This window comes from Cellulomonas citrea (genome assembly GCF_009829685.1).
Classification (GTDB): Bacteria; Actinomycetota; Actinomycetes; order Actinomycetales; family Cellulomonadaceae; genus Cellulomonas; species Cellulomonas citrea.
The window spans coordinates 1-20,952 of record NZ_VWSD01000024.1 but is presented as its reverse complement, the minus strand read 5'-3'; the positions used below and the strand labels follow the sequence as shown (position 1 = coordinate 20,952).

The 20,952-nt window shown below is 72.1% G+C and carries 24 protein-coding genes; 10 read left to right on the top strand and 14 right to left on the bottom strand.

What is annotated here, in order from left to right; all coding sequences use genetic code 11:
* Positions 1-48 precede the first annotated feature (48 nt).
* On the top strand, positions 49-831 hold the full coding sequence (locus F2B26_RS04735) for an SDR family NAD(P)-dependent oxidoreductase (RefSeq protein ID WP_159806965.1): 783 nt from the start codon (positions 49-51) through the stop codon (positions 829-831).
* Between the two features lie 141 nt (positions 832-972).
* On the opposite strand, the gene F2B26_RS04730 is transcribed toward F2B26_RS04735, so the two are convergent.
* From F2B26_RS04730 to F2B26_RS04715, 4 genes are all read right to left on the bottom strand, one after another.
* Positions 973-1,395, bottom strand: coding sequence for a hypothetical protein (locus tag F2B26_RS04730; RefSeq protein WP_159806963.1), 423 nt, complete (start codon positions 1,393-1,395; stop codon positions 973-975).
* Complete coding sequence (locus tag F2B26_RS04725) at positions 1,392-1,628, bottom strand: hypothetical protein (RefSeq protein WP_159806961.1); 237 nt, start codon at positions 1,626-1,628, stop codon at positions 1,392-1,394. Before F2B26_RS04725 ends, F2B26_RS04730 begins: the two co-directional genes overlap by 4 nt.
* 732 nt (positions 1,629-2,360) lie before the next feature.
* Entirely contained in the window at positions 2,361-2,792 is a 432-nt protein-coding gene (locus F2B26_RS04720) for a hypothetical protein (protein ID WP_159806959.1), read from the bottom strand.
* Between the two features lie 123 nt (positions 2,793-2,915).
* A complete protein-coding gene (locus tag F2B26_RS04715) occupies positions 2,916-4,175 on the bottom strand; it encodes a DNA sulfur modification protein DndB (RefSeq protein WP_159806957.1) in 1,260 nt (419 codons plus the stop codon).
* A 218-nt stretch (positions 4,176-4,393) separates the two neighbouring features.
* Between F2B26_RS04715 and pyrE the strand changes: the two genes are divergently transcribed.
* Positions 4,394-4,954, top strand: a complete 561-nt coding sequence (pyrE, locus tag F2B26_RS04710) for an orotate phosphoribosyltransferase (RefSeq protein ID WP_159806955.1) — start codon at positions 4,394-4,396, stop codon at positions 4,952-4,954.
* A 108-nt stretch (positions 4,955-5,062) separates the two neighbouring features.
* On the opposite strand, the gene F2B26_RS04705 is transcribed toward pyrE, so the two are convergent.
* From F2B26_RS04705 to F2B26_RS04690, 4 genes are all read right to left on the bottom strand, one after another.
* Positions 5,063-6,049, bottom strand: coding sequence for a P-loop NTPase family protein (locus tag F2B26_RS04705; protein ID WP_159806953.1), 987 nt, complete (start codon positions 6,047-6,049; stop codon positions 5,063-5,065).
* Positions 6,050-6,130: 81 nt separating this feature from the next.
* Entirely contained in the window at positions 6,131-6,904 is a 774-nt protein-coding gene (locus F2B26_RS04700; RefSeq protein WP_159806951.1) for an HAD-IIA family hydrolase, read from the bottom strand.
* On the bottom strand, positions 6,904-7,596 hold the full coding sequence (locus tag F2B26_RS04695; RefSeq protein ID WP_159806949.1) for a VTT domain-containing protein: 693 nt from the start codon (positions 7,594-7,596) through the stop codon (positions 6,904-6,906). The genes F2B26_RS04700 and F2B26_RS04695 overlap by 1 nt, the downstream gene beginning before the upstream one ends.
* Before the next feature lie 79 nt (positions 7,597-7,675).
* On the bottom strand, positions 7,676-8,287 hold the full coding sequence (locus F2B26_RS04690) for a hypothetical protein (protein WP_159806947.1): 612 nt from the start codon (positions 8,285-8,287) through the stop codon (positions 7,676-7,678).
* A 76-nt stretch (positions 8,288-8,363) separates the two neighbouring features.
* Here F2B26_RS04690 and purT point away from each other — a divergent pair, with 76 nt between their 5' ends.
* From purT to F2B26_RS04670, 4 genes are all read left to right on the top strand, one after another.
* The gene (gene purT / locus F2B26_RS04685) at positions 8,364-9,626 is read left to right on the top strand and encodes a formate-dependent phosphoribosylglycinamide formyltransferase (protein WP_159806945.1); all 1,263 of its coding nucleotides are present in this window, start codon (positions 8,364-8,366) and stop codon (positions 9,624-9,626) included.
* A gap of 183 nt (positions 9,627-9,809) precedes the next feature.
* Positions 9,810-10,046, top strand: a complete 237-nt coding sequence (locus tag F2B26_RS04680; RefSeq protein ID WP_159806943.1) for a FitA-like ribbon-helix-helix domain-containing protein — start codon at positions 9,810-9,812, stop codon at positions 10,044-10,046.
* A complete protein-coding gene (locus F2B26_RS04675) occupies positions 10,043-10,456 on the top strand; it encodes a PIN domain-containing protein (RefSeq protein WP_159806941.1) in 414 nt (137 codons plus the stop codon). The genes F2B26_RS04680 and F2B26_RS04675 overlap by 4 nt, the downstream gene beginning before the upstream one ends.
* Positions 10,449-11,135 (top strand): TrmH family RNA methyltransferase, encoded by a 687-nt coding sequence (locus F2B26_RS04670; RefSeq protein WP_159806939.1) that lies wholly within the window; start codon positions 10,449-10,451, stop codon positions 11,133-11,135. Before F2B26_RS04675 ends, F2B26_RS04670 begins: the two co-directional genes overlap by 8 nt.
* Before the next feature lie 12 nt (positions 11,136-11,147).
* On the opposite strand, the gene F2B26_RS04665 is transcribed toward F2B26_RS04670, so the two are convergent.
* The 3 genes from F2B26_RS04665 to F2B26_RS04655 all read right to left on the bottom strand — a co-directional run bounded on the left by F2B26_RS04665 (position 11,148) and on the right by F2B26_RS04655 (position 13,397).
* Positions 11,148-12,068, bottom strand: coding sequence for an AEC family transporter (locus F2B26_RS04665; protein WP_159806937.1), 921 nt, complete (start codon positions 12,066-12,068; stop codon positions 11,148-11,150).
* Positions 12,069-12,261: 193 nt separating this feature from the next.
* Positions 12,262-13,026, bottom strand: coding sequence for a hypothetical protein (locus F2B26_RS04660; protein WP_159806935.1), 765 nt, complete (start codon positions 13,024-13,026; stop codon positions 12,262-12,264).
* Positions 13,023-13,397 (bottom strand): PadR family transcriptional regulator, encoded by a 375-nt coding sequence (locus F2B26_RS04655; protein WP_235929500.1) that lies wholly within the window; start codon positions 13,395-13,397, stop codon positions 13,023-13,025. The genes F2B26_RS04660 and F2B26_RS04655 overlap by 4 nt, the downstream gene beginning before the upstream one ends.
* 146 nt (positions 13,398-13,543) lie before the next feature.
* Here F2B26_RS04655 and fbaA point away from each other — a divergent pair, with 146 nt between their 5' ends.
* Positions 13,544-14,563, top strand: a complete 1,020-nt coding sequence (fbaA, locus tag F2B26_RS04650) for a class II fructose-bisphosphate aldolase (RefSeq protein ID WP_159806933.1) — start codon at positions 13,544-13,546, stop codon at positions 14,561-14,563.
* A 139-nt stretch (positions 14,564-14,702) separates the two neighbouring features.
* Here the strand turns inward: fbaA and F2B26_RS04645 are convergent, their stop codons facing one another.
* Positions 14,703-14,999, bottom strand: coding sequence for an STAS domain-containing protein (locus F2B26_RS04645; protein ID WP_159806931.1), 297 nt, complete (start codon positions 14,997-14,999; stop codon positions 14,703-14,705).
* A gap of 284 nt (positions 15,000-15,283) precedes the next feature.
* Here F2B26_RS04645 and F2B26_RS04640 point away from each other — a divergent pair, with 284 nt between their 5' ends.
* Positions 15,284-17,203: an ATP-binding SpoIIE family protein phosphatase gene (locus tag F2B26_RS04640; protein WP_235929499.1), complete on the top strand. Its 1,920-nt coding sequence runs from the start codon at positions 15,284-15,286 to the stop codon at positions 17,201-17,203.
* Positions 17,204-17,238: 35 nt separating this feature from the next.
* Here the strand turns inward: F2B26_RS04640 and F2B26_RS04635 are convergent, their stop codons facing one another.
* The gene (locus F2B26_RS04635) at positions 17,239-17,586 is read right to left on the bottom strand and encodes an STAS domain-containing protein (RefSeq protein ID WP_159806973.1); all 348 of its coding nucleotides are present in this window, start codon (positions 17,584-17,586) and stop codon (positions 17,239-17,241) included.
* Positions 17,587-17,810: 224 nt separating this feature from the next.
* On the opposite strand from F2B26_RS04635, the gene F2B26_RS04630 reads away from it, so the two are divergent.
* Entirely contained in the window at positions 17,811-19,097 is a 1,287-nt protein-coding gene (locus F2B26_RS04630) for an adenylosuccinate synthase (protein WP_159806929.1), read from the top strand.
* Between the two features lie 30 nt (positions 19,098-19,127).
* Here F2B26_RS04630 and F2B26_RS04625 read toward each other — a convergent pair whose 3' ends face one another.
* Positions 19,128-19,547 carry a hypothetical protein gene (locus tag F2B26_RS04625; RefSeq protein WP_159806927.1) on the bottom strand — a complete coding sequence of 140 codons (420 nt, stop codon included), beginning with the start codon at positions 19,545-19,547 and terminating at the stop codon, positions 19,128-19,130.
* 187 nt (positions 19,548-19,734) lie between these two features.
* Between F2B26_RS04625 and F2B26_RS04620 the strand changes: the two genes are divergently transcribed.
* The gene (locus F2B26_RS04620) at positions 19,735-20,802 is read left to right on the top strand and encodes a serine hydrolase domain-containing protein (protein ID WP_159806925.1); all 1,068 of its coding nucleotides are present in this window, start codon (positions 19,735-19,737) and stop codon (positions 20,800-20,802) included.
* Positions 20,803-20,952 lie beyond the last annotated feature (150 nt).

Here is a 20,952-nt window from a genome sequence, read left to right as displayed (position 1 = left end):
AGCCCCGAGGGGGATGTGAAGTCGCGGCGGTTCCGTAGGGTGGTCGGCATGGGAACCGCACTCGTCACCGGCGCCAGCGCCGGACTGGGCCTGGAGTTCGCGTGGCAGCTGGCCACGGCACGGCACGACGTGGTGCTGGTCGCGCGCGACGGTGAGCGGCTGGAGCGCCTGGCCGGTCAGCTCGAGGCCGCGGCGGGCATCCGCACCGAGATCATCGCCGCCGACCTGGCCGAACGCGCCGGCCTGGACGAGGTGAGCGCCCGGCTGTCGGCCGAGGAGCGCCCGGTCGGTCTGCTCGTCAACAACGCCGGGTTCGCCCCCGGGGAGCCGTTCGTCGACGACGACCTGGCCGACCAGGAGCGCGCGCTCGACGTCATGGTCCGCGCGGTGCTCGTCCTCTCGCACGCCGCCGCCCGCGCCATGACCGAACGCGGCCGCGGCGCCATCCTCAACGTCGGCTCCGTCGCCGGCCTCATGGCCTCAGGCACCTACTCGGCGCACAAGGCCTGGGTCCAGGTGTTCACCGAGTCCCTGGCCGCCGAGCTGGCCGGCACCGGCGTCACCGCCACCGTGCTGCGCCCGGGCCTCACCCACACCGAGTTCCACCAGCGCGCCGGCATGGACGTGCACGCCTACCCCGACCTGGCCTGGCTCAACGCCGAAGACGTCGTCTCCCGCGCCCTCGCCGACGTCCGCCGCGGCGCGGTCATCTCCACGCCGTCCCTGCGCTACCAGCTCGCCGCCGGGGCACTCCGGCTGACGCCCAGGTCTGCGGTGCGGGCGCTCACCAAGGCCCGCAGCGCAGTGCTCGACCCGGCGGACGAGCGGTAGGGCGTTCTTCTCGAACCACCGTCGAGCTTCTGGTCTGCGAACGCGACCAGGAAGTTCACGGCGGGGCTGGCGATGCCTGAGGTCTTGCTGTCGCTAGGTTCGTCGTCGACAACCCGAGACACGATCTGACGGCCGAAGCCATCAAGCCCAGCGGTCGGCCACGTAGATCACGGTCAGCTGATCCCCCGCGACTGAAAAGGCGTGAGCCAGCTCGCTGAGGCGAACCACGACTTCAAGCCCTAGGTGCGGCCTTGTCTCCAGGGTCGAACGCAACCCCCGGACGGCGATGACCAGTGGAAAGCTCCAGCCCTGACGGATCTCCTCAAAGGCATCCTCGATCGAATCCCAACTCGAGGCGCACCAATCAGGAAACGGAAGGAGGCTCTTCAAGGCGTCGATCATCGCGCCGCTGTCCGAGGCACTTGCGACGTCAACCGTCGCCCACGTCGCGTTGGCGCCGGTCACGAACTTGCGGAGCTCGGGCAATCGCTCTTCGGTCACGAGATACGGCTCCGACGGCCCCTCGACCAGCAAAGTGCGAGGCAGGTCGATCCACCGGCTCACCACGGCCACGACCTTAACGTCCCGTAGCGGTCGGGCGAGTACCAAGCCCCACCAGAGCCTCCGGTCACCACTCGTTCACTGCCACGCGGATCGGCCCCGGCCGTGGCTCGGCCTACTTCCCCGACCCCGGTGAACATCAGCCCGACATTGGCGATCTGGCCGCCGTAGCCGCCCCAGACGTAGAAGTCGGAGCAGTGATCGACGACGCCGTCGACACCGAGCTTGGTGCGCACCCAACGGGTGAGACCGAAGGTGACGGTGTCACCGAAGGCCGCCGACCAGTCGCCTGCGTCCTGCCAGGCGTCAAGCCCGAGCGGGTCGGTGAACTGCAGGGGTTCGGTGAGCTGCAGGAAGTTCCCGCCGGTCTACCCGCGGAGGTTGCGAGTGGTCGAGCAGCGGTCGCCGGAAGCCCGGATCATCGCTCGCCCCAGAAGCGCCATCCCGGCGGAGGCTCAGGCCATTCTGGACTTGGCTGCCAACCTTCAGGGGGCGCCCAACCGTCGGGGAGCGATGGCCAACTCGGAGGAACGACGAAGACCAGACGCGCCCGGCGACGTCTCCACTTCCGAACGAGCATCCGCACACCGACTGTTGCGAGGGTCAGGCACACGACGCTCACCAGCATCGAGATCAGACGGAGGACTCCGAGATTGCGCCCCTGTCCGGGGCTCGGATCGCTCGGAGCACCTGCCAGAATCAGCGCCACGAGGCCGGTGGCACCAACCGCGACGCACAAGAAGAACGCACCGGCATATGCGAGGCGAGTCCGCCTGGACTCCTTGGGCCGCTCCTTCCCGTAGTGCATGTCCTCCCTCACCGTGATCATCCTGATCCACCGTCGTGCCACCTGAGTCGGCCAGCAGACGATCTTCCTCGGTCGGCAGTCACCTGCACGGCCCCGCCGGGAGACAGCCTCGTGGACGCGAGGCTGGGCGGCGAACCTCGTCGCCAGCGCGGGCGAGCGCTCAGCCGGCGCTCTCCTCCTCGCTGCTCGACGCCTTGAGGTACTCCCGCTCGAAGACCTCGAGCGCCTTCGGAACACGTTCACCAAGGTCGTTCATGTGCCGTTCGTCCGAAGTGATCTCGGCGTACCCCCACACCGCCACCCACTCGGTCCACGAACGACGACCCGCCAGCCGGACTCCGTCACGCAGAGCGAATCGCCACCCCTGGGGGAACAGTTGCTCATCGATCTTGAAGAGCGCGGCGGGACAGAAGCAGGGCGCACCCGTCTCATCACGGACCAGAACCTGCAGCACAGACTCGAACACACCCATGGCGAGGACGTCGTAGACCTTCCCCACACTGAGATCGAAGCGCTCATCGATCCGCCCGAAGCGACCACGCTGCTCGTCGGGCAACTCGCCCGACGCGTTGTGCAGGCACAATGCCCTCACCCTCCAGCACCTCCCACAAACGTGAAGCCACTCATCGCCAGCTGCTCCGTCGAGCCGGAGCGGTCGCCACCTTTCCGCGCGGCAGGCCCAGACGCTGAGTCGGGGTGCTGCTCGAGGGGGATGTCAGAACGGGACACTGCTGTCGGCCCACTTGGCGATGTCGGTCGCCAAGCCCTTGAGGTCCTGGGCGCGCGACGACGGTGCCCGCGAGTCCGGCTCGGCGAAGTAGCCGGTCTCAAACCAGCCCTTCTCGATCGGGAAGCCCATGTGGCCGTTCAGGCTCGCGAACAGCTTCCGCGCGCGCTGACCGCCGGCCTGGGTGACGTGGGGGTGGGAGTCGTCGGTGATGTCGACCGCGAGGATGTGGAAAGCGCCGGCGAGAACCCGCAGGATGGTGATCGAGCCGAGCAGGCTCGTGCTCCGCAGCTCGGTCGGATCGATCTCGTCCTCCGCGAGCTGACCGATCTCGTCGAAGCTAGCCTCCAACGCCTGGAAGAACAGTTCGGTCATGTCGGCGATCGCGCCGTCCTTCATCCGGCCTTCCCGGCCGGTCGTCATGCGCCCGTCGATGCCCACGGCCACGTGGCGGACGATGTCGGCCAGGTTGCTCACGGAGATGAGGTTCTCGTTCTTGCCGGTGACGCGGTCCTTCTCGAAGTCGACGCGCCCGTCGAGGAGTTCGATCGACTCCGCGATGTCCATGGCTACGCGGTTGAGCTTGCTCCGGCGGTCGAACGACGTGGTGATGGACTTGCTGATGCCCTTGGCGTTGACCGCGATGTCGGTGAACAGCTGCTTGTGGTCCTCCTCGGTCACGCCTTCGAGGATCTCGAGGGTCGCGTACTCGGTGGAGAACCGCTTCTGCTCCGCAGTCAGCTGATCGACTCTCTCCTGCCACGTCTGGATGCCGATCTCGTCCTCAGCGTTCTTGCTGCCCAGGAGAGAAGCGCGGGCGCGCTTGAGTTCGTCGGCGATGTCCTGCAAGGCGAGTGCCCAGCCGAGTGTGCGGTGCTGCCCGTCGAGGATGTCGACCTCGGCTGCCATGTTGTGGGGGAGGGTGAGGATCCCGACCTCGACACCGGCGACCTCGTACTTGACCTCGAAGTTGTCCGGGTCGCTCAGCGGGTAGGTGGTGTCAAGCAGCAGCGGTGGAGCGACCCGCTGTGCCTTGGTCCGCCAGTACTCGCCGAACTTCTGAGCCCGGCGGCGTTCGACGCGACGGTTGCCGGGGAGCTTGTTGTCCGGGTCTGGCACTGGCAGATGGGAAGGCACTAGGTGCAGGGGCAGGGCGATCGTGTAGACCCAGTGGGCTCCGCGGCGGAACCGCTGGGCCATGACGGTCTTCTCGTTGGTGTAGCCGGTCAGGTCGAGTTGGGTAGCCATGCTGTCTCCAAGATAGGCGAGTTAACTGGTGATTAGGAAGCCTAACAGTTAGTCGCGCTAGCTTCCAGATAAGACCGCTATCCCGCCCTTAACTCGCTAGGGGCCTCGTAGCCACCCCTCTTCCCAACCCGACCGCTGGCGCTCCCCTGACTCATCGACGCCACACAGGGCCCGGGCCCTCGTGGCCCGTCACGACCCGACCCCGGTACCCTCCCCTCGTGCCGACTCCTCGTGACCAGCTGCTCGCCCTCATCAAGGACCTGGCCGTCGTGCACGGCACGGTGACGTTGTCCTCGGGCCGGCAAGCCGAGTACTACGTCGACCTGCGCCGGGTGACGTTGCACCACGCGGGGGCGCCGCTGGTGGGGCATGTGCTGCTCGACCGGCTGGAGGAGGTCGGGCTGGGTGCCGGCGAGGTCGACGCGGTCGGCGGGCTCACGCTGGGCGCGGACCCGGTGGCCGACGCGCTGCTGCACGCCGCGGCCTCGCGCGGGCAGGGGCTGGACGCGTTCGTCGTGCGCAAGGAGGCCAAGGCGCACGGGATGCAGCGCCGCATCGAGGGGCCGGACATCGCCGGGCGCAAGGTCGTCGTGCTGGAGGACACCTCCACAACGGGCGGCTCACCGATCACGGCGGTCGAGGCCGCCCGCGAGGCGGGGGCCGAGGTGCTCGGCGTCGCGGTGATCGTGGACCGGGCCACCGGCGCCCAGGAGAAGATCGAGGCGCTCGGCGTGCCGTACCACTACCTCTACTCGCTCACGGACCTCGGCCTGGCCTGAGCACCCGCCGCCGGCCCTCGCGCCGCACCGTCGGCGCCCCGTAGGGCCCCGCCCTCGGCGCGCGGCCCGAGCCCCGTCCTCGACGCGGAGCCCCGAGCACCCGCCCCCCTACCGCGAGAACGTCGCGACGTGCTCGCTCGTCGGGGCGTCGTACGTCGCCGGCTCCACCAGGTGCGGCAGGTGGTGCAGCAGCGGGTCGACGAACCCGTGCGCCGGATCGAGCACGCCGAGCGAGACCAGCCGGCTCAGGCACGCCGCCGCCTGCTCGACGTCGATGTCGAGCGCCTGCGCCACCGCCTGCGCCTGCACCACCCGGTCGGTCGAGGTGCACACCGCCCACAGCAGCCGCGGCACCTCCGGTTCGGGGTGCTTCGGGCAGACCCCGCGCCCCAACCCGATGACCAGCTGGGCGAGGAACTCCTGCGACACGTGCCCGAGGTCGCGGTGCTCGGCCGCCGCCCGCGGGTAGCCCCCGGCGGTGAGGTAGTCCTCACGCACCCGCGCCGGGTCCAGCCCCGAGGAGGCGAGCAGCAGATCGGCCAGGGTGCGGGTGCGCAGCATCCGGACGGCCCCGTTCGCCGGGAACTCCGCCCGCACGCCGTCCAGCTCCTCGTCGCTGGCGTACGAGGCGGTGGCCAGCACCTGGGCGCGCGGTGCGGCCGCGAGCGCCGCGGTCCAGTCCGCCGCGGCGGAGACGTCGTCGAGCACCCACAGCCGCACGCCGTCGCACGCCGGGACCCCCACGAGCGAGGGGTGCGCCAGGATGTGCGCCAGCTCGTCGGGCACGAGCGACACCGGCACCCACACGACGGACCGCGGGTCGATCGCCGGGTCGGCCAGCACCTCCACCAGGAGGGACTTGACCGCAGTGGTCTTGCCGACCGCAGGCGGCCCGCACAGCAGGACCATCACCCCCGGTCGCGGCGGGCCGGCCAGGTCCACCAGCAGCTGCCGGGCGGCCGTGCTCGCAGCGACGAGCTCGTGACGTGACCGCGCGGCCAGGTCTGCGTCGTCCTCCGGCCAGGTGGCGCGCCGCTGACGGCTCCACCAGGGGTTGGCGGTGCGCAGCACCTGGGCGAGCTCACGGTTGCCCATGGGCGAACTGTTCCCTGTCAGAGGGGGTGTGACCTGGGACGATGGACCCAGACACCCGCTCCCACCGGCCACATCGCCGGGTCAGACGCGGTCGATGAGGTCCGCGATCGAGTCGAGCACGGCGCTGGGCCGGTACGGGTAGCGGTCCACGTCGGCGGCCTTCGTCGAACCGGTGAGCACGAGGTAGGTGCGCAGCCCCGCCTCGATCCCGGCGACCACGTCGGTGTCCATCCGGTCGCCGACGAACCCGGTGGTCTCCGAGTGCGCGTCGATCCGGTTGAGCGCCGAGCGGATCATCATCGGGTTCGGCTTGCCGACGAAGTACGGCTTGCGGCCCGTGGCGGCGGTGATCATCGCGGCCACCGCACCGGTCGCCGGCAGGTCGCCATCGGCCGAGGGCCCCGTGACGTCGGGGTTGGTCGCGATGAACCGGGCGCCGTTCTGCACCAGGCGGATGGCCTGCGTGATCGCCTCGAACGAGTAGGTGCGGGTCTCGCCCAGCACCACGAAGTCCGGCCGGGCCGCGGTGAGCGTGTACCCCACCTCGTACAGCGCCGTCGTCAGCCCCGCCTCGCCGATGACGTAGGCCGAGCCCTCGGGCGCCTGGTCGGCGAGGAACTGCGCGGTGGCCAGGGCCGACGTCCAGATCGCTCGCTCGTCGACCTCGATGCCGGTCTCCGCCAGCCGGGCACGCAGGTCACGCGGGGTGTAGATGGAGTTGTTCGTGAGGATGAGGAACGGGCGTTCCTTGGCCTGCAGCGCCGCCACGAAGTCCGCGGCACCGGGCAGCGCGACGCCCTCGTGCACGAGCACGCCGTCCATGTCGGACAGCCAGCTGAGCACCTGGCGGGTCATCACGCCTCCGGCTGGGCGGATGCCTGCAGGGACTGCACCTTGGCCTTGCGCCGTTCCCGCAGCACCTCGATGACGATGGGCACCACCGACACCAGCACGATGAGGACGAGCAGCACCTCGATGTTCTTCGAGATGAACGGGATCGTGCCGAGCGCGTAGCCGAGCCACGTCACCCCGCCGGCCCACAGCACGACGCCGATCGCGTTGAACTTCACGAAGTGCGCGTACGGCATCCGCCCGACCCCGGCGGCGACCGAGGCGTAGGTCCGCACGAACGGCACGAACTGGGCGATCACCAGGGTGCGGCCGCCGTAGCGCTCGAAGTAGGCGTGCGTCTGGTCGATGTACTTCTGCTTGAAGATCTTCGAGTCGGGGCGGTCGAACAGCCGCGGGCCGACGAGCCGGCCGATCCAGTAGCCGCTCTGGGTGCCGGCGAACGCCGTGAGCACGAGGATCCCCGAGAGCTGCCAGATGTTGACCGGCACGTTGAGGTTCTGCTGGGCGACCAGGGCGCCCGCGGTGAACAGCAGGGAGTCGCCCGGCAGGATCGGGAACAGCAGCCCGACCTCGATGAAGATCACCAGCATGATGCCCAGCAGCGCCCAGGTGCCGAACGAGTCGATGAGGTGCTGCGGGTCGAGGAAGTCCGGACCCAGGGCAGGCAGCACGGCGACGGCCGACATCAGATGCATGCCCCCAGGGTACGGGGCCCACCCTGCGACCCCCGGGCGCCCGTGGTGAGGAGGCTGTGTGGATCGTGGACCGCAGGTCTCAGATCGCGGGCACGTCCACCCAGAACCGGACGTCGTTGCCCAGGTTCGCCGGGTCGGCGTCCAGCTGCTGCGTGATCCAGCCGACCGCCGTGCGGTACCGCTCGATGTCCGCCGTGCCCGGCGTCGCCAGACCGGCCGCCCCGCCCCGGTGCCCGGCGAACCAGGCGTCCGGGCCGTAGAACGCCTCGCTCTCGTGCAGGCAGGTGACATCGGCCGCGAGGTCGGCGTCGAGCACCGCACCGTCGGCCCACTGGTCGGCGCCCCGCCCGGCGAAGGCGGCGCACGCCGTGCGCAGCATGAGCCAGTTCTGCTTGAAGATGCCGGCGTTCGCCGCATCGCCCGTCTTGCCGTCGCCGGCCGGGTAGTCCGCCGTCAACGTCTCGGACTCCAGCATCGCGACCGCCAGCTCCGCGGTCGTGGCACCGGCGGCCAGCACCTGGGCCTTGCGGGCGCCCAGCCCGTCGACCAGGTGCGCACCGCAGCGCAGACCCGTGGGGCAGGGCGTGAGCGGGATGGCGGTGGTGGCCGCGCCGCTCGGCGTCGGGCCGGCGGTGCAGGCCGCGGTGAGCAGCAGCACGGCGGCGACGGTGGGCAGCAGGGCTGACCGCATCGGGTTCCTTCCGCCGGACCAGCCCCCTGGTGCACGGAGTCGGCGCGGCGTCGGCCGAGGCTGGAAGGATCAGCGTATGCGCGTCGACGACACCACCGTCCCTGCCTCGGCCGACGGCTCGGCCCCCACGCCGCGGGTCCCCGGCCAGCTCGGCACCCCGCTGTCCCCGTCCGCGACCCGGGTGCTGCTGCTCGGCTCGGGTGAGCTGGGCAAGGAGGTCGCCCTCGAGCTGCAGCGGCTGGGCGCCGAGGTGGTCGCGGTCGACCGGTACGCCGACGCCCCGGCCATGCAGGTGGCGCACCGGTCGCACGTCGTCGACATGCTCGACCCGGTCGCGCTGCGCGCCGTGCTCGACGCCGAGGCGCCGCACGTCGTCATCCCCGAGGTCGAGGCCATCGCGACGTCGGTGCTCGCGGACGTCGAGGCCGGCGGCATCCAGGTGGTGCCGACCGCGCGCGCCACCCGGCTCACGATGGACCGCGAGGGCATCCGTCGGCTGGCCGCCGAGGAGCTGGGGCTGCCGACCTCGCCCTACCGGTTCGTCGACACGGCGGACGAACTCGCCGCGGCCGTCGCCGAGCTCGGGCTGCCGGTGGTGGTCAAGCCCGTCATGTCGTCGTCGGGCAAGGGGCAGTCGGTGATCCGCACGGCCGACGACGTGGCGCCCGCCTGGGAGTACGCCCAGCACGGCTCGCGCACGGGTGCGGCCGCGCGGTGCATCGTCGAGGGGTTCGTCACCTTCGACTCCGAGATCACGCTGCTCACCGTGCGGCACGTGGGCGGCACGTCGTTCTGCGACCCGGTGGGGCATGTCCAGGTGGACGGCGACTACCGCGAGTCCTGGCAGCCCGCCGCGCTGCCGGCCGCGGCGCTGGCCCGGGCGCAGGAGGTGGCGCGTGCGGTCACCGAGGCGCTCGGCGGCTGGGGCCTGTTCGGCGTCGAGCTGTTCGTGGTGGGCGACGACGTGCTGTTCTCCGAGGTCAGCCCGCGTCCGCACGACACGGGCCTGGTCACCCTGGCCTCCCAGGACCTCTCGGAGTTCGCGCTGCACGCGCGCGCGGTGCTCGGCCTGCCAGCCGGTGGTGCGGTGCGGATCGGCGGGCCCGACGCACCGGCCGCGGCGTCGGTCGCGGTGCTCGCCGAGGGCACCGGGGTGCCGCGGTTCACCGGGGTCGACGCGGCGCTGGCCGTTCCCACAAGCCAGGTGCGGCTGTTCGGCAAGCCCTCGGTCGCCGGTCGGCGCAGGGTCGCGGTCACCCTGGCCCGTGGCGCCGACGTCGAGCAGGCGCGTGAGCGGGCGCGGGAGTCCGCCGCCGCGCTCACCGTGCACCTGGACTGATGAGCCGATCGGCCGTGAGCCCGGTGACGTCGTCGCCTTGGCCTCGAACCACCGAGGTCGCACCGGCGACGTCCTGCGTGCCAGGCCACGCCATCCGCGCGGCGTGAGCGCACCAAGGCTGCATGACCACGAAGCAGCACGTTCGCGTGATATCGTCGTTGATATCACGCGAGGGGGTGCTTCATGGCTCAGATCTTGATCCGGAACCTGCCGGACGACATCAAGGAAGGCCTGCGCCGACGCGCCGAGCGTCACAGTCGATCTGTCGAGGCCGAGGCGCGCGAGATCCTGTCGGCGGCGGTGACCGTCGACCCGGTCCTGGCGTGGTTGGACGGCAGCGAGCAGCTGCGCCGGGAGCACGGCGGACTCGACCTCCCGCAGCCCGGGCGGACAGCGGCGCGACCTGTCGTGCCGCTGTGATCGTCGTCGACACCAACGTCTGGTCAGAACCCCTGCGCCCTGCTCCGGACCCGCGGGTCCTGGCCTGGATGCGCACCCACGCCTCTGAGCTGCTGATGCCCGCGCTCGTCGTCCATGAGCTCGCGTTCGGTCTCGAGCTGCTGCCCGCGGGCAGCAGACGTGAGCACCTCGCCGAGCAGATCGAGGCGACCATCCGGGGACTCGACGGGCGTGTCCTGGTCTACGACGCCGAGGTCGCGACAACCCATGCCCGGCTGCGGGCCCAGGCGCGGGCACGCGGATGCGAGCCTTCCGCGCAGGATGGGCAGATCGCAGCCCACGCGGCCCACCTCGGCGTCCCGCTGGCGACCCGCAACACCGCCGACTTCGCCGATCTGGGCATCGCCCTGATCGACCCCTGGCATGCCTGACGAGTTCCCCCGTCCGGCTGAGGACGAGCGACCGGTGACCGACCCCGCCGACGGCGAGCGCCCCGACGGCGAGCGCCCGGGCGTCGGCCCCTGGCCCGGCGGCCCGTCGGCCTGGCCGCCCGTCGGCCCGGGGTCCCCGTACGACCCGCAGCTGCTCGCCGACGGCGACCACCGCAACGTCGAGGACCGGTACCGCTACTGGAGCCTCGACGCCGTCGTCGCCGACCTGGACCGCACCCGCGCACCGCTGCACGTGGCGATCGAGAACTTCTCGCACGACCTCAACATCGGGTCGGTGGTGCGCACCGCCAACGCCTACAACGTCGCCGGGGTGCACATCGTCGGCCGGCGGCGGTGGAACCGGCGCGGCGCCATGGTGACCGACCGGTACCTGCACGTGCACCACCACCCGCAGGTCGCCGACCTGCTCACCTGGGCGGCCGGAGCGGGGCTGCCGGTGCTCGGCATCGACAACGTGCCCGGCTCGGTGCCGATCGAGGGCTACCGGTTCCCGCGCGCCTGCGTGCTGCTGCTCGGCAACGAGTCCGACGGCCTGTCCGCACCCGCGCGCGAGGGCGTCGAGACGATCCTGCACATCACCCAGCACGGGTCGACGCGCTCCCTCAACGCCGGTGCAGCCGCCGCCATCGCCATGTACGCGTGGGCGACCACCGCCTGACGCCCCACCGGCTCAGGGGTGCAGCAACGCCGTGACCAGCAGGATCACCGGGACGGCGGCGATGGTGGACAGCAGCACGACGTCCCGGGCCAGCACCTCGGCCCGGCCGTACCGCGCGGCGTAGTTGTTCATGTTCTGCGCCGTCGGCAGCGCCGCGCTCACGACGACGGCGAACAGCAGCGGCGCCGGCAGCGCGAGCGCCCGGCCGATCCCGTACGCGACGGCCGGCATCACCACCGCCTTGAGCCCGGTGGCGACCACCACCGCCCGACGGCGGGTGCCGGGGGCCAGCGGTCGCTGCCCGCGCAACGACATGCCGAACGCCATGAGCACGAGCGGCACGGCGGCACCGCCGAGCACCTGCAGCGGTGCGAGCACCACGTCGGGCACCCGCCACCCGGCCACCGCGACCACCGCACCCAGACCGGTGGCCAGCACGATCGGGTTGCGCACCGGCTGGGCGAGCACGTCGCGCAGGTGCACCTCGCCGCGGGTCGACAGGTCGAGCACCCCGAGGATGACCGGGGAGAACACGAGCACCTGCAGCATGATCTGCGGCGCCACGTACTGGGCGTTCCCCAGGATGTAGGTCGCCACCGGCAGCCCGATGTTGTTCGCGTTCACGTACGCCGAGGTCGCCGCGCCCATCGTGGTCGGCACCAGCGGCATCGGGAACCACACCCGCGACGCGACGACGAACAGCCCCGCGACGATCAGCGCGGCCCCGGCCGAGACCAGCAGGAACCGCGAGAACAGCACGTGCACATCGGCCCGGGCCACCACGGTGAACAGCAGGGCCGGGCTCGCGACGAAGAACGCCACGCGGTGCAGCACCGGTCCGGCGCCCTCGGGCAGCAGCCGGACCCGCGCGACCAGGTATCCGGTCGCGATGAGGACCCCGATGATCACGAACCCGGTGAACGCCCCCAGCACCCGCCCAGTGTGGCCCGGACCGCACCGGGCCGACGAGCACGTCCGAGGGTCGGCCCGTCAGCGCGCAGGCCGAGCCGCAAGGAGCACCACGGCGACGTCCCGCGCGGTGGCCGCATCCCCCGGGCTCACCCGTCGAGCAGCTGGCCCCTGTTCCGGCCCGCCGCCACCGGTCACCTCGCGCCCGGAGGCCCGCTCAGCGCGGGACGAGCAGGGTGATGGCGACGGGCACCACGGTCATCGCCGGGATGACCCACCGCGACGAGCCGACCAGCACCCGCGCCGCCCGGGAGCTGACCGCGTCCTGCCGCAACGGGGCGGTCACCGGGTCATCGGCTGGAGGTCTGGCCAGCGCGCCGACGAGCAGCAGGACGAGTCCGGCGGCGAGCACGGCGCCGACGGGTGCGGCCCAGAGCACCCCGGGTGCCAGGCGGCGCGTGACGAGGCCCGCCCCGACCAGGACCAGCAGGAAGGCCATCGTGAGGAGCCACGTCCACCAGAACGACCGCCGGACGACGAACCGGATGACGGCGTCGTAGAAGCGGGCGACGAGGAGCGCGGAGGCCATGAGCAGCGCCAGGAGCACCAGGTGCCACGCCTCGAACGCGACCGCCACCCCGTCCCGCCACGAGGCGACCGCCCAGGTGACCGAGAGCATCCCGACCGACTGCACGGCGGCCGGGCCGAGGGAGGACCACAGCTCACGGCCCATCGGGCCCTGGTCGGTCGGCAGGTCGAGGCTGCGCACGTAGGCCTCGGGGTCGCCGAACGCCTCGTGCGCCGACTGCCCGCTCTCGGCGCAGAACGACTCCACCTCGGCGAGCACCGAGCCGATGGCGCGTCCGTCCACGCCGATCAGCCGAAGCTCGATGAGCGCGGCCCCGGTCCAGCCCGGGTCGACGTGGGGGGCCAGTGCGCGTTCGGTGGCGTACCGGTCATGGGTGCGTCTGGGCTCGTTCATGGCTGCTTCCTCGGGGTGGTCGCGGGGGTGCTGGCGGGGGTGGACACGGTGAGGTGGGTGCGGGTGAGGTCGGCGAAGCGGGCCCACCGGGCACCGCCCTCACGGAGCTCGCGGTGCCCGTCCTCGGTCAGCCGGTAGTGCTTGCGCCCCGGTCCGCCGTCGCCGGGCTCCCACTGCGCCTCGAGCAGGCCGGCGGCCTCGAAGCGGCTGAGCAACGGGTAGAGGGTGCCGCCCTTGACCGTGCCGAGCCCGGCGCGTTCGAGCCCCTGGGCGATCGCGTAGCCGTAGGTGTCCCCGTCGGCGACGGTGCGGAGCACGCACAGGCCGAGCACCCCGCGCATCCAGTCCGAGGGCCACGTCTCATCGGTCACGACATCAAGGTACGGCTATCTAGATAGTCTGACAACCTAGAGGAGGTCGGCCCGATCGACCTCCTCCGGGACCCGCCCGGCTACTGCCTAGGACCTGCCCGTGGGAGGATCGGGTGACCCACCCTCTACCTGCAGGAGACACTGCGATGGCCATCGCGACCCCCGAGGTCTACGCCGAGATGATCGACCGCGCGAAGGCTGGCTCCTTCGCCTACCCCGCGGTCAACGTGACGAGCTCCCAGACGCTCACCGCAGCGCTGCAGGGCTTCGCCGAGGCCGAGTCGGACGGCATCATCCAGGTGTCGGTCGGCGGCGCCGAGTACGCGTCGGGCTCGACCATCAAGGACCGCGTCGCCGGCTCCCTGGCGCTGGCCGCCTACGCCGCCGAGGTCGCCAAGAGCTACCCCGTCACGGTCGCGCTGCACACCGACCACTGCACCAAGCAGAACCTGGACACCTGGGTCCGCCCGCTGCTGGCCATCGAGGCAGAGCAGGTCAAGGCCGGCAAGCTGCCCACCTTCCAGTCGCACATGTTCGACGGCTCGAACATCCCGCTGGCCGAGAACCTGGTCATCGCCGCCGAGCTGCTCGAGCTCTCGCAGGCCGCGCGCACCATCCTCGAGATCGAGGTCGGCGTCGTCGGTGGCGAGGAGGACGGCCACGCCGCGGAGATCAACGACAAGCTCTACACGACGGTCGCGGACGGTCTGGCCACGATCGCCGCGCTCGGCTCCGGCGAGAAGGGCCGCTACCTCACGGCCCTCACCTTCGGCAACGTGCACGGCGTCTACAAGCCCGGTGCGGTCAAGCTGCGCCCGGCCATCCTCAAGGAGATCCAGGACGCCGTCGGCGCCACCCTGGGCAAGGACAAGCCGTTCGACCTCGTGTTCCACGGCGGGTCCGGCTCGACGGCCGCGGAGATCTCCGAGGCGGTCGACAACGGCGTCATCAAGATGAACATCGACACCGACACGCAGTACGCGTTCTCGCGCCCGGTGGCCGACCACTTCTTCCGCAACTACGACGGTGTGCTCAAGGTGGACGGCGAGGTGGGCAACAAGAAGGCCTACGACCCGCGCGCCTGGGGCAAGCTCGCCGAGGCCGGGCTGGCCAAGCGCCTGGTCGAGGCCGCCACCGAGCTGCGGTCGGCCGGCAAGAAGCTCTGACCTCGACGGTCCCTGGGGCCCGGTCCTGCGGCAGCACGCCGCGGGGCCGGGCCTTCGTCGTACGTGGCTCGTGTGGAGCGCATGGCTCGCGAGGATCTCGCGCCCCGGGAGGTGCGCGCGACCTGCGCAGGAGGTGCCGTCAGCTGGCCGGGGCGTCGCCCTCGACGTCGAGCAGCTCGCCGATCCGGGTGACCTCGAGCAGGAACCGCACGGTGGGCGGCACCCGCAGCAGCCGGACACGGTGCGCGCTGCGGATCGACAGCCGCGCCAGGAAGGCCACACCGGAGGAGTCCATGAACGTCACGTGGTGGGCGTCGACCTCGATCGGCAGGCCCTGACGCTCCGCCTCGGCGGTCGCCTCCGCGAGCTCGGCACCGAGGTCCGCATCGACCTCCCCGGACAGCACGATGCGGGTACGGTCGGACTCGACCAGCACCTGGACGGCACCCGGTTCACCGAGATGGGTTGATCCGGAGGGTCCGCCCGCACCGGTCTGGCCCTGCGAACTTCCGTGACCGTCCTGCACCGCGCTCCCTCCAGGACGCGCCCCCGCAGACACGTCCGGCGACCAGAGGTCGCAGTCGGCACGCTAGACGATGGGAGGCCCCGCTGAACACCCCCGACACGGCCTCCCGCGCTCTTGACCTGGAACGGGCGCTCGGCCGGGCGCTGCTCGGCGCGTCCACGCCGCTGCTCGCGCTCGACCAGAAGCTGTGTCCCGTGTGGGTCAACGGGGCCTTCGTGCGGGACATCGGGTTCACCCTCGAGCAGCTGCGCGAGACCGGTCTGCCGATGCCCGGAGACCCTCATCTGCGCGCCTCCGACCCGCAGGCCCTCGACGAGGCGATCCGCGCCCGACGGATGCACTCGCAGGCGGTGTACGTGCGCGGCCCGAACGGCCGTTGGACCGCGACCTACCTCACCCTCGAGCCGACCTCCGAGCCGACCGGCCCGATCGGCTGGACGGTCGCGCTGCAGGACCTGACCTCGGCGTCCGCGGCCGAGTCGCAGGCCAGGTCGGTGCTGGCGTCCGAACGGCGCAGCCTGCAGGTGGTCGCCCAGGTCTCCGAGCTCATCGTGGGCCTGGAGGACCTCGACGACCTCGACCCCGTGGCCCGGGTGCTGGCCCCGACCCTCGTGGACGCCGCGACGTTCGTCATCGAGGGCTGCGCCCGGCGGCGCAGCCTGCCCGCCTTCCCCCGGCGCGGCGACGACGAGGACCCGGTGGCCGACGCGTCGGCCGGGCACCGCGACGGGATGGCGGTGCTCGACCTGTCCCACACCTACCCCGCCGGATCGCACGCGGCGGCGATGGTCGGCCTGCTGCGCTCGCGGTGGAGCCGCGCGCACGCCCAGGTCGAGGCCGTGCTCATCGCCGTGCCGGGCCGGCTGGGCACCATCGGGATGCTCGCCGTGGTGCCGAAGGACGGCGGCGGCCCGCGCACGCTCGACGCCGAGACGCTCACCGCGCTGCAGCTGTGCGCGCGCCGGGTCGGGACCGTCGTGGAGAACATCTGGCTCTACGAGCGCCAGCGGCTGCAGGCCGAGACGATGCAGCGCGCCATGCTGCCGCAGCAGGCGCAGATCGACGGCCTGGACGTGTGGACCTACTACGCCCCGAACGAACAGACCTCGCAGATCGGCGGCGACTGGTACGACGTGATGCCGATCTCGCCGCGGGTCGCCGGCGTGGTCATCGGTGACGTCGTCGGGCACGACGTCGAGGCGGCGGCGGCGATGGGCCAGCTGCGCTCCGTGGTGCGCGCCTACGCGTTCGACGTGGTGGAGCCGGCCGCGGTGATGTCCCGGGTGGACCAGCTCGTCGGCGGCATGGGGGTCCCGCGGGCGGCCGGGGTGGTCTACAGCACGCTGAGCAGGACGACCACCGGGTGGCGGCTGGCCTACACCCGTGCCGGCCACCTGCCGCTGCTGCTGCTGCGCGACGGGGTCGCCCGGTTCCTCGAGGGCGGGCTGGGGCCGCTCGTCGGGTTCGGCAGCGGTGCGCGCGGCGCCGACGGTGCGGACCTGGTGCCCGGAGACACGCTGGTCTACTTCACCGACGGGCTGGTCGAGCGCCGGGACCGTTCGCTGCGGGACGGCCTCGCCGAGCTGGCCCGGGTCGGGGCGCAGGTCGCCGCGACCGACGCCGCGGGGATCGGCGAGGACCTGCTGTCCCGGCTGGTCGCGGTGGCCGAGGACGACGTCGCGATGGTCGTCGTCCAGGTGCCCTCGACCCATGCGACCCGGGCCCGCACGTCGAGCCCCCGTCGCCGGCGCTGGACTCTCACGAGCGAGCCCGGGTCGATCCGGGTGGCCCGCCGGCACGTGGCCCGCACCTGCGCGGCCTGGGGCCTGCCGGGTGCGCACGCGGCCGAGCTGGTGGTCTCCGAGCTGGTGGCGAACGCCGTCACGCACGGCTGGGGGCACGTGTCGCTGCAGCTGCACGACACCGGCGAGGGGCTGCGCATCGAGGTCGAGGACGCGAACCCGGCTCCCCCGGTGAGCACCGACGGCCACCCCGGCCGGGTCGGCGGCTTCGGCATGAAGATCGTCGAGCAGCTGGCCGACTGGGGCTGGCACTCCTCGAACGAGGGCAAGGTCGTCTGGGCGAAGGTGCGCGGCGACGCCACCGAACGCTGAGGCCGCTCACCCCGACGGGCGGGACGGCCGGCGGGTCAGGCGACGGGTTCGCCCTGCGGCGCGGCCGAGGCGCAGCGGTGCACCTCGTCGACCCGGAACAGGTCGAGCGCACCGCACACCTCGAGCACGAACAGGTCACGCGGTGCCGCGCCGCGCAGCACGGTGGCACCGCCGCGACGGCGCGACGAGTCGGCCAACGAGATGAGGAACGCCGCACCGGTGGAGTCCAGGAACGTGGCGTGGCACATGTCGATGACCAGCAGCTGACGCCGCAGCCCGACCACCCGCGAGGCGATCTCGGGGAACTGGTCCCGTTCGGCCAGGTCCAGGTCGCCCCGCACCACGACCGTCGCCGACGTCGCGGAGGTGGCGATCTCGATCATGCCCGCCTTCTTCTCGTGCAGTCGCACTGGGACCTGACGACTCTAGGACCTCCGCCCACGCCGCGCTCGGCGGAGGGCCCCGGCGCCCGTCAGGTCCAGCCGTCCGGTGCACCGTGCCGGACGCCCGGGTCCCGCTGCGGCCATGTCCGATACCCTCACCGGGTGCCCGCAGCCTGCCGGCGGGCACCTGAGGGTCGTCGACGGCAGCGGTGAGAAGGTTCGCGATGCCTGCCGTGGTGGTGCTCGGGGCGCAGTGGGGCGACGAGGGCAAGGGCAAGGCGACCGATCAGCTCGGTGCCGCCACCGACTACGTCGTCAAGTTCAACGGCGGCAACAACGCAGGTCACACGGTCGTCGTCGGCGGGGAGCGGTACGCGCTGCACCTGCTCCCGTCGGGCATCCTGTCACCCGGCGTCGTGCCGGTGATCGGCAACGGCGTCGTCATCGACCTGCAGGTGCTGTTCCGCGAGATCGACGACCTGGACGCGCGCGGCGTGGACACCTCGCGACTGCTGGTCTCCTCGTCCGCCCACGTGATCGCCGGGTACAACCGGACCGTGGACAAGGTGACCGAGCGCTTCCTCGGCAGCCGCCGCATCGGCACCACCGGGCGCGGCATCGGCCCGACGTACGCCGACAAGATCAACCGCATCGGCATCCGGGTGCAGGACCTGTTCGACCTCGACATCCTGCGGCAGAAGGTCGAGGGCGCCCTCGCGCAGAAGAACCCGATGCTGGTGAAGGTCTACAACCGGCGCTCGGTGACCGTCGAGGAGACGATGGAGGAGCTGCTGGCCTACGCCGACCGGCTGCGCCCCTACGTCGCCGACACCCCCCGCGTGCTCAACGATGCGCTGGACGCCGGCAAGACCCTGGTCTTCGAGGCCGGTCAGGCCACGATGCTCGACATCGACCACGGCACCTACCCGTTCGTCACGTCGTCCTCGGCGACCGCCGGCGGGGCGTGCACCGGCTCGGGCATCGGCCCGACCCGCATCGACCGCGTCGTGGCCGTCGCCAAGGCGTACACGACGCGCGTGGGCGAGGGCCCGTTCCCCACCGAGCTCGACGACGCGGACGGCACCTGGCTGCGCGAGGCCGGCGGCGAGTACGGCACGACGACGGGCCGCCCGCGCCGCACCGGCTGGTACGACTCGGTCGTGGTGCGCTACGCGACGCGGGTCAACGGCCTCACCGACATCGTGCTCACCAAGCTCGACGTGCTCACCGGCAAGGCCAAGATCCCGGTCGCGGTGGCGTACGACGTGGCCGGGCGCCGGTTCGACGAGATGCCGGACAGCCAGACCGACTTCCACCACGCCCGCCCGGTGTACGAGTACCTGGACGGCTGGACCGAGGACATCACCGGCGCCCGCACGTTCGACGAGCTTCCGATCAACGCCCAGCGGTACGTGCTGCGCCTCGAGGAGCTGTCCGGCACCCGGATCTCCTCGATCGGCGTCGGCGCGGGGCGCGAGGCGACGATCGTCCGGCACGAGCTGCTGCCCTGAGCCTTCGGGCGGTCGAGCCCCGGTCCCGCGTCAGCCCTCGCTGGTGACGAACCGGGGTGAGTCCGCGAAGGGAGCGCACGGGTCGCTGACGTCGCCCGGTGCCGCGGTGGCCAGGGTCGCCATGGGGTGGCGGCGTTCGAGGTCGTCCTGCACGGCCTGCGCCTGGGCCTGCGTGTCGACGTAGAGCGTGATCTGCTGGCAGGCGAGCTCACGGTTGGTGACGCCCGCCGTCGCCTTGCCCTGACGCTGCAGCTCCTCGAGCTGGTCGGCCGTGACGTACCGGCCGTCGTAGACCGGCCGCAGCCGGCTCGCGTCGATGGCGACCGAACCGTCGGTGTTGCGCGAGACGACCGGCGTCGCTGTCCTGGCGGCGCACCCGGAGACCGCGAGCGCCAGCAGGGCGACGGCCGCAGCGACCAGCTGCTGCCCGCGAACCTTCGTCTGTGCCATCTCGGTGCCCCCGCCGTCGACTGCCGCTCCTCCTCCGTTCGGCACGTGGGCGGCCCCGCTTGAGGAGATCCACCCGTGCGGCGGCACGACGGTCCGGGACGTCCGGGAGTCGTCGGCGCAGCGCTCACCCCGCCGCCGGACGCACCGAGCCGTCCCCCGTGTCAGAGGGCGTCGCCACACTGCCACCATGACCACCTCGTCGCCCGCACCCGCCCTGCACGGAACAACGCCCGCCGACGTGCCGGGGATCGCCTCGGTCGTCGTCAACCCGGGTGGCGACATCACGGTGCAGGTGGCGGGCACCGCTGGCGCCGGGCGCCCGGTCGACGAGGCGACGACGTTCCACGCCTGCTCGATGGCGAAGCTCGTCACGACCATCGGGGTGCTGCGCCTGGTCGAGGAGGGCGCGCTCACCCTGGACGACGACGTCCGCGACCTCCTCGGCACCGACGCGGTCGCGGTCCCGACGGACCTGCGGGCGCCGACCCTGCGCGAGCTGCTCGCGCACCAGGGCGGCATCGAGGACCCGGCCGGTGCGTTCGAGCCCACGGCGGCCGGGTCGCCGTCCGCCGCCGAGATCCTCACGGGTGCGACGGCGGCGCACGACGGACGAGTGAGCGTCGTCCGTGCACCCGGAACGGGCTTCTCGTACAGCGACGCCGGCTACGTCCTGGCCGAGCGCATCGTCGAGGTCGCGACCGGCGTCCCGTTCGCGGCGGCGCTGCACCGCACGGTCGTCGCACCGCTCGGGCTCACGAGCACGGCGTTCTGGACGGGCGAGGCGGCTGGGCCGCACAGTCCGGATGCCGCGCGTCGGGTCGCCGCGACGGCCGCCACCGGGCACGACGCGTCGGGCGGGCCGGTCGCCGGCAACCGGGTCCATTACCCGGGGCTCGCCGCGTCGGGGCTCTGGACGACCCCGGGCGACCTGGGCCTGCTGCTCCGCGACCTGGGTCGCTCGCTCGCGGGCGACGCCGGCACGGTGCTGCTCAGCCCCGCATCGGCCCTCGCGATGAGCGAGGGTGTGGGGACGCGGGGTGTCGGGCTGGGGAGCTTCCGTCTCGCCGCGGCGCACGGGCTGTGCCTCATGTCCCAGGGCTGGGGCGCGGGCTTCCAGGCCCAGGCACGGGTCTACGTGGGCGACCGCAGTGCCGTCGCCGTGCTCGTGGCCGCCGACCCGGGCGTGCCGCAGGAGTCCTCCGTGGTCGGCCGGACGGTCACCCGGCTCGCACAGCGTGAGGGCTGGGAGGACTGACCGGGCCCGGCCGGCTCTCGGTGCCGCGACGGGGCGCTAGTGGCCGGAGCCACCCGCAGCCGACGTGACCTCGAGCGCCGCGACCGTGCGCTGGCGCACCTGGGTGGCCGGGTAGGCGGTCGCGGCCAGGGCGATCCCGGCGGCGGCGAG